The organism is Microcoleus sp. LEGE 07076 (genome assembly GCF_015207455.1).
Taxonomy (GTDB): Bacteria; Cyanobacteriota; Cyanobacteriia; order Cyanobacteriales; family Microcoleaceae; genus Microcoleus.
On the sequence record NZ_JADEWV010000079.1, the window covers coordinates 20697 to 27167 of the forward strand.

9 protein-coding genes are annotated in these 6471 nt (G+C 45.0%); 3 read left to right on the forward strand and 6 right to left on the reverse strand.

Annotated features, from left to right (window positions below; translation table 11 throughout):
- Positions 1-92: 92 nt before the first annotated feature.
- Both IQ270_RS14945 and IQ270_RS14950 read right to left on the reverse strand, forming a co-directional pair.
- Positions 93-929 carry a metal ABC transporter permease gene (locus tag IQ270_RS14945; protein WP_193973962.1) on the reverse strand — a complete coding sequence of 279 codons (837 nt, stop codon included), beginning with the start codon at positions 927-929 and terminating at the stop codon, positions 93-95.
- 268 nt (positions 930-1197) lie between these two features.
- Positions 1198-1917, reverse strand: a complete 720-nt coding sequence (locus tag IQ270_RS14950) for a metal ABC transporter ATP-binding protein (protein WP_193973963.1) — start codon at positions 1915-1917, stop codon at positions 1198-1200.
- An 89-nt stretch (positions 1918-2006) separates the two neighbouring features.
- Between IQ270_RS14950 and IQ270_RS14955 the strand changes: the two genes are divergently transcribed.
- Together IQ270_RS14955 and IQ270_RS14960 are read left to right on the forward strand one after the other, a co-directional pair.
- Entirely contained in the window at positions 2007-3023 is a 1017-nt protein-coding gene (locus tag IQ270_RS14955; protein ID WP_193973964.1) for a metal ABC transporter solute-binding protein, Zn/Mn family, read from the forward strand.
- A 39-nt stretch (positions 3024-3062) separates the two neighbouring features.
- Positions 3063-3245, forward strand: coding sequence for a hypothetical protein (locus tag IQ270_RS14960; protein WP_193973965.1), 183 nt, complete (start codon positions 3063-3065; stop codon positions 3243-3245).
- On the opposite strand, the gene IQ270_RS14965 is transcribed toward IQ270_RS14960, so the two are convergent.
- Both IQ270_RS14965 and IQ270_RS14970 read right to left on the reverse strand, forming a co-directional pair.
- Positions 3242-3511: a hypothetical protein gene (locus tag IQ270_RS14965; protein WP_193973966.1), complete on the reverse strand. Its 270-nt coding sequence runs from the start codon at positions 3509-3511 to the stop codon at positions 3242-3244. The two genes, IQ270_RS14960 and IQ270_RS14965, sit on opposite strands and share 4 nt — an antisense overlap.
- Positions 3512-3800: 289 nt before the next feature.
- Positions 3801-3968 (reverse strand): metallothionein, encoded by a 168-nt coding sequence (locus tag IQ270_RS14970; protein WP_193973967.1) that lies wholly within the window; start codon positions 3966-3968, stop codon positions 3801-3803.
- 146 nt (positions 3969-4114) lie between these two features.
- Between IQ270_RS14970 and IQ270_RS14975 the strand changes: the two genes are divergently transcribed.
- The gene (locus IQ270_RS14975) at positions 4115-4525 is read left to right on the forward strand and encodes a helix-turn-helix transcriptional regulator (RefSeq protein ID WP_193973968.1); all 411 of its coding nucleotides are present in this window, start codon (positions 4115-4117) and stop codon (positions 4523-4525) included.
- Between the two features lie 125 nt (positions 4526-4650).
- Here IQ270_RS14975 and IQ270_RS14980 read toward each other — a convergent pair whose 3' ends face one another.
- Positions 4651-4851 carry a heavy-metal-associated domain-containing protein gene (locus IQ270_RS14980; RefSeq protein WP_193973969.1) on the reverse strand — a complete coding sequence of 67 codons (201 nt, stop codon included), beginning with the start codon at positions 4849-4851 and terminating at the stop codon, positions 4651-4653.
- A 168-nt stretch (positions 4852-5019) separates the two neighbouring features.
- Complete coding sequence (aroF, locus tag IQ270_RS14985; RefSeq protein ID WP_193973974.1) at positions 5020-5871, reverse strand: 3-deoxy-7-phosphoheptulonate synthase; 852 nt, start codon at positions 5869-5871, stop codon at positions 5020-5022.
- Between the last annotated feature and the right edge of the window lie 600 nt (positions 5872-6471).

Sequence of the window (6471 nt, forward strand, 5' to 3'; positions counted from 1 at the left end):
CCAAAAACTCATAACTGTTGCAAGATTTTGGAGAATTGGTATAAGTAAGAGTAAAAAATGCAAAATAGATAGATGGTGTGCCTCCAGGAATCTTATCCTCTCTTTCTTGTCACAATCCCTTGACTGGGACTGAACAGCAAAGCAATTAAAAATAACCCAAACACAACTAATACAATTGCCGCCCCAGACGGCATATTCAAATAATAGCTAAAATACATTCCACTCACGCTAGCCATAATCCCAATAATTGCTCCCAATCCCATCATTAAATGTAACTCTTTTACCAACAAATATGCCGTAATTCCCGGCCCGATTAACAGAGAAATTACTAACAGCGCCCCCACAGTTTGCAAACTCGCCACAATTGTCAGCGTAATTGCCGAAATCATCCCCAAATAAATCAAATTTACGGGCAAACCTGACGCTTGCGCTCCCAAAGGGTCAAAAGTATAGAAGAGTAGTTCTTTGTAAAAGATTTTAACCGCCGCTAAAATTATCAAAGTTATGACAAAAGTCTGCTGCACGTCAGCGGGTGCAACTGACAAGATATTCCCGAACAGAAACCCGTCTAAGTCTAATTTGGTTGTCCGCAACAGGCTAATTAGAGTGATGCTAATTGCTAAAAAGGTTGACAAAATTAATGCCATAATTGCGTCAACTTTTAGGCGCGATTGTGATTGAATCCACGCCATAATTACCGCACTGATAATTCCTGAGATAAATGCGCCGATGGAAATATTGAAACCTAAAGAAAATGCAACGGGCAATCCTGCTAATACTGAATGGGCAATCATGTCAACCATCATTCCCATTTGCTGTACGATTAAATAGGAGCCGACAACAGCGCAAATAATTCCTAGCAAAACGCCGACGGCGATCGCATTTCGCATGAACTCGAATTTTAGCGGCTCAATTAGTAGGTTTAACATTTATAGAAGAAGGAAGTTCGGCAGCGGATTTTGTTTGTAACGGATGTGACGGATGGAAGCAGGTAGCTGTAGGGTGTGTCGCCTCTAGAAATCCATCAAGGGAAATCGACAATCTCGTAGCGACGCACCTGATACATTTTTTGCTACCAAAAAATTGTTGGTTTGTTTACTGCATTATCTTGTAAGGTGCGTCGCTATGAAATTGTTTATATTTAGTTAGGGATTTTTTGTGGCGACGCACCCTACGGTGAGAATAATCTTTTTTTGTTTAGGCTGAAACTAAACTTAAGTCGTATCCGTAGGCTTTTTGAATATTGGCGGCGGTGAGAACTTCGCGGCAGGAACCAGTGGCAATTAACTGCTTGTTGAGTAACAATAAATTATCGTACTTTTTTGAGGTTTCGCTTAAATCGTGGCTGATTACTAGCAATGTTTTATTTTCGGCTTTGAGTTCGGCAAAAATATCGAAGATAATTTCTTCTGTTGCTTTGTCGATCGCACTAAAGGGCTCGTCGAAAAAGAATAAATCGGCTTGTTGGGCGATCGCCCTTGCTAAGAAAATCCGCTGCTGCTGTCCCCCGGAGAGTTCGCCAATTTGCCGAGATCGCAAATCCCACATTCCCACCCGCAGCAACGCCGCTTTCACCAATTCCTGCGACTGCTTCGACGGGCTGCGAAACCAACCAGTCTGAACAGTCCGCGCCATCATCACCGCATTCCACACCGTAATCGGATAATCCCAGTCTATTTGCGATCGCTGCGGCACGTAAGCTACCCGCGACAACTGTTCCTTCAGCAGCCGCCCCTGATATTTCACCAAACCCCCACAGGCCGGGATCAATCCCAGCATCGCTTTCACCATCGTGCTTTTCCCTGCGCCGTTGGGCCCGAACACCCCCGTTACTTGTCCGGGATCTAACTGGAAATTCACGCTGCACAGGGCCGAAATTCCTCGATAATTCACAGCCAAGTCTTGCACTTGTAACATAATTGATGATTTTGAGAACGATTCTTGTTCGTAGCTACTAGAATAGGATAGCTCGAAAAAGCAATAACGATTATCGTTCCAAAAGTAAAATGTTAAAGAATTTGGCTGGAAAAACCCGCAGATTGTGCGCTGCGGCGGTTTTGGCGGTCGGCTGCGGAGTGGTTGGGTGCACTTCAACCCCCCAACCTGGCAATTCCACGCCTCAGAGTCCCGCCGCCAAGTTGCCGAAAGTCGTCGCCACGACTGGCGTTATCTGCGATATAACTAAAGAAATTGCTGAAAGTTCGATCGACACCACCTGTCTGATCAAGCCCGGAGAAGACCCCCACGCCTACCAAACCAAGCCAGAAGACCGCAAAGCCATTGAAACGGGCAATCTGATTTTATACGGCGGCTACAACCACGAACCCAGCATTATTAAATTAATCAAATCCAGCAGCAATCTCGCGCCCAAAATCGCCGTACACCAACTCGCAGTTCCCAAACCGCTGATGGGCGAACACGAACACGAAGACGGCGAAGAGAAAGTAGGAAGCCAACCCCATACAGAAAGTGAAAAAGTCCCTGACCCTCACGTTTGGCACAACCCTCAAAATGGCATCCGCATGGTAGCAACAATTCGCGATGAATTGATAAAAATTTCCCCTACAAATGCTCAACTTTATATTAAGAATGCGGCAAAATTAACAGATGATTTGCAAAAAATAGATACTTGGATTAAGGCTCAAATTGCGACAATTCCCGCCTCAAAACGCAAATTAGTTACAACTCACGATGCACTGAGTTACTATGCCAATGCTTACGGCTTAGAAATTGCTGGAGCTTTGCAAGGCGTGACGACAGAGGAACAGCCTACCGCAGCCAGAATTGCGGAATTGTCATCAGAAATTAAGACCGCAGGAGTGCCGACAATTTTTGTCGAAACTACAACTAATCCGAAGTTAATGGAGACTGTAGCGAGGGAAGCAAATGTCAAAATTTCCGACAAAGAACTTTACAGCGACGAATTGGGCGGCCCCGGTACAGGTGCTAATACCTATGAAGGGATGCTGAAAACTAATACTTGCGCGATTACTTCTGGCCTCGGCGGCAATTGTACTCCCTAATCTATTTTGGATTTGAGATTGGGGATTTTGGATTGAAAAATGGCAGAATTGGATACATATAGCATTTCTCAGAAAGATGAGGTGCCGCTGGCCAAACCGGGCAAACCTCACTTATTTGAGAACCGCTATAGTAAGGTGCGTCGCTCGAAACAATCTCACAGCGACGCACCCTACAAACCTCACTTTCCTAAAAATCAGTACAGTAAGGTGCGTTGCTCCTAGGGGAGTTCAGGTGAATTTCCCTCATCGTCACTGGGGGGTTTTTGGCCAATTCCCAATTGCTTTTTAGAGGATTTTAAGTTTTTCCAAAGCATCTTAATATCCTTATATGCTTTCTCAGCGCTAATTTTTCCCCCAGTTTCTAGCGAGCAAATATAAGTTATTTTTTGAGCAAACTCCTGCAAGTTGGCATTAAACGCCAAGTTTTCTGGCGTGAAATTACCGTAGTAGCGGTTGCGAGGATGTAAAAAATCTTCCCGTTCTTTCATAGCCCCCCTCCTAATTAGACTTTTGGTATTCAACTTTTGGTTCGGTCTCTGCTGTTAATAGCACTATTTGTACTCAGTATCGCGGCGCTAACTTGCTTCTATTGTATGGCCTAAGTAGGAATTGTGCTTTCTGGTTTTGTCTTTAGTCTATTAATGCAGTTTTAACCTTAATTGAGCTTTATTTTAACCTTTATTTAACTTAAAAGCAAAAAATTGGGAAATGCGCTGTTCGCATCTCCCTTTAGATATATTTGGCAGTTGTCGATTAATTTTTTATGAAGCCGAATACTTATTTGTGACAGTCGCAGCCGGCGTGGCCGCAGCCTTGGCCGTTGGGATGTCCGTCAGCGCAAGCTGTGGAACAGTAGGATTTGCCGTCTTTTTCAATGGCTTCGCTGGGGCTGACAGCGCACACGCATGAAGGACAAGCACATTTTGTTTGGGTGGCTGTAGTCATTTGAGATTTTCCTGGTGGGTTTGTTTGGCTATAAATATATATGAACACATATTCAGATATATGTCAAGAGAATGTAAAAAATCTGTAATAAAAGGTTGGCGAGTAGGGCTAAAATGAAAATGAGAATTAAAACAAGCCGGTAAAAGATGTCACCGAAGTCTGCTGTTAAGGGAGCGATAGGTCAGCCTGACCAACAAAACGATACACCAACGTGCGATCGCCCGCATATAGTTGACAATTTGCGGGCTGGGGAAATGCAAACACAAGTTCTCAACACCGCAAAAGCTCAGCGGATGGCAGAGTTTTTCAGTCTTTTGGGAGATGCGAACCGGCTGCGGCTGGTGTCTGTGCTGGCAAATCAAGAACTGTGCGTGTGCGACTTGGCGGCGGTTTTGAGCATGAGCGAATCGGCGGTATCGCACCAGTTGCGGGCGTTGCGGGCGTTGCGGCTGGTAAGTTACCGCAAAGTTGGGAGACAAGTTTTTTATAGTTTACTCGATCGACACGTTTTGGAACTTTACCGAGCCGTCGCCGAACACTTAGACGAAGAATCTTAATTAAGGTTTACACAAAAATTAATTGGTAATTGGTAATCCTAATTTCTGTAGGGGCGAGTTCACCGACACCTGACGGTACACCTCCAGAATTTTTATCAACCCGCCCTCCCCAACTTATTCCAACATTAAGCTTCCGTGACAGTGTGACCTGAAGCAACCACAGCCTGTTTAATTGACTCTTCCGAGGCTTTGGCTTCAACTGTAACAGTCTTGGCTGCTAAATCTAGATCGATTTTAGCATCGGATTCAACAGTTTGGATAGCTTTAGTAATTGTATCACCGCAGCCGGAACAGACAATGGAGGGAACATGAAGTTTGAGTGCCATAATTAAGCCAGATATTGTAGATGACAGTATTGATTGTACTTTTATTTTAATCTAATTTCGCTTCCCCAAGCAAAAGTGCGCCAGAATAAATTCTGACGCTACAAAAGCCAAGTCTTCCGATGTTGACTAATGACTACTGACTACTGACTACTGACTACTGACTACTGACTACTGACTAATGACTAATGACTTAGTATCCGGTACGCAGCGCCCGACAGCCGCCGCCACAGCCGACAAACTCGCAACTAAATCGACCATATCTGGCAAAGAAAGAGCTTGACGCGCGTCAGAAACCGATTTTTCCGGTTGCGGGTGACATTCAATAATTAAGCCGTCAGCGCCGCAAGCAACCGCTGCTTTCGCTAGAGGTGCGACTAATTCCCGCTTGCCGGCGGCGTGGGAAGGATCTACAATTACGGGTAAATGAGTTAACTGTTTGAGCGCTGCGACTGCACCCAAATCTAAGACATTCCGCGTGTAATTGTCGAAGCTGCGGATGCCTCTTTCGCACAGCACAACATCAGGATTTCCGTGGCTGAGAATGTATTCGGCGGCCATTACAAATTCTTCGATTGTGGCTGAGAGACCGCGTTTTAACAAAACTGGTTTTTTGGCTTGACCGATCGCCTTTAATAACTCGAAGTTTTGCATATTGCGACTGCCTACTTGCAGCATATCAGCATAGGTGACAACTAACTCGATTTGGGCGATCGACATTACCTCTGTCACCACGGGAAAACCGTAACGGCGGCTGACACCGGCCAAAATTTCGAGTCCCTCAATTCCCATCCCTTGGAAAGCATAGGGAGAAGTGCGGGGTTTGTAGACTCCCCCCCGCAAAGCTTGCACCGATGTGGCGGATAGTTGGCTGGCGACTGCTTCCATTTGTGCGGAACTTTCGACAGTACAGGGGCCGCCAACTATTAATAATTCTGTGCCGCCGACAGAGACTGTTTCTGATAGTTTGACAATTGTCTGGTGTTCGGGATGAGATTTGGTGGCGAGTTTGGCATCTAACATGGGGAATTCTCCGGGAAAACTAAGTAGGCGGTTGACAACAAAAAACCCGGAACTTTTAAGGAGTTCCGGGTTGGCGCAAAAAGACTGCACGACAGTTTACCCAGAACTCCTGCGGGGCCAAAAATAAAAGCCGCAATACCAGTTAGTGAATAAAGTCATCGGTGTTTTTGCGAGTGTTCGATTGATTGTTGGGAAAACAAGTAGAAAAAACAAAACCGCAAATGTTAATTTGCGGTTCGCCCGGATGTTCACAGTAAGCTGTAAATTCACTCCGGGCGAACTTTGCTGTACCAAAAATAAAAATAGCTGTTGGCTGCGAACATGGGTGAAGTGCTGCGATTTGTGGATTTAACACAATACTACCACAAAACCTATCACAAATAGATAGGAATGTCAAGCTATTTTTAGAAAAAGATTTGTCGGGGCCCTTTCGCCAACATATCTGGCAATAATCCACAATCTCGTAAACCCGCCCCCACCCAAGGGTAAATCGACTATACGTTTGGAGGATGGGATGAAATCAAGGTTGATGTAGGTTATTGGTGGGGTGGGGGCGGGTTTATTTAGGAATGAGAATTAAATAACTTACTATTTTTATTG

Bases quoted from the DNA above. Each gene is read 5' to 3' on its own strand.
- IQ270_RS14945 (WP_193973962.1), bottom strand. From the start codon at position 929: ATGTTAAACCTACTAATTGAGCCGCTAAAATTCGAGTTCATGCGAAAT.
- IQ270_RS14960 (WP_193973965.1), top strand. From the start codon at position 3,063: ATGGCAGAATTGGATACATATAGCATTTCTCAGAAAGATGAGGTGCCG.
- IQ270_RS14950 (WP_193973963.1), bottom strand. From the start codon at position 1,917: ATGTTACAAGTGCAAGACTTGGCTGTGAATTATCGAGGAATTTCGGCC.
- IQ270_RS14955 (WP_193973964.1), top strand. From the start codon at position 2,007: ATGTTAAAGAATTTGGCTGGAAAAACCCGCAGATTGTGCGCTGCGGCG.
- IQ270_RS14965 (WP_193973966.1), bottom strand. From the start codon at position 3,511: ATGAAAGAACGGGAAGATTTTTTACATCCTCGCAACCGCTACTACGGT.
- IQ270_RS14980 (WP_193973969.1), bottom strand. From the start codon at position 4,851: ATGGCACTCAAACTTCATGTTCCCTCCATTGTCTGTTCCGGCTGCGGT.
- IQ270_RS14970 (WP_193973967.1), bottom strand. From the start codon at position 3,968: ATGACTACAGCCACCCAAACAAAATGTGCTTGTCCTTCATGCGTGTGC.
- aroF (WP_193973974.1), bottom strand. From the start codon at position 5,871: ATGTTAGATGCCAAACTCGCCACCAAATCTCATCCCGAACACCAGACA.
- IQ270_RS14975 (WP_193973968.1), top strand. From the start codon at position 4,115: ATGTCACCGAAGTCTGCTGTTAAGGGAGCGATAGGTCAGCCTGACCAA.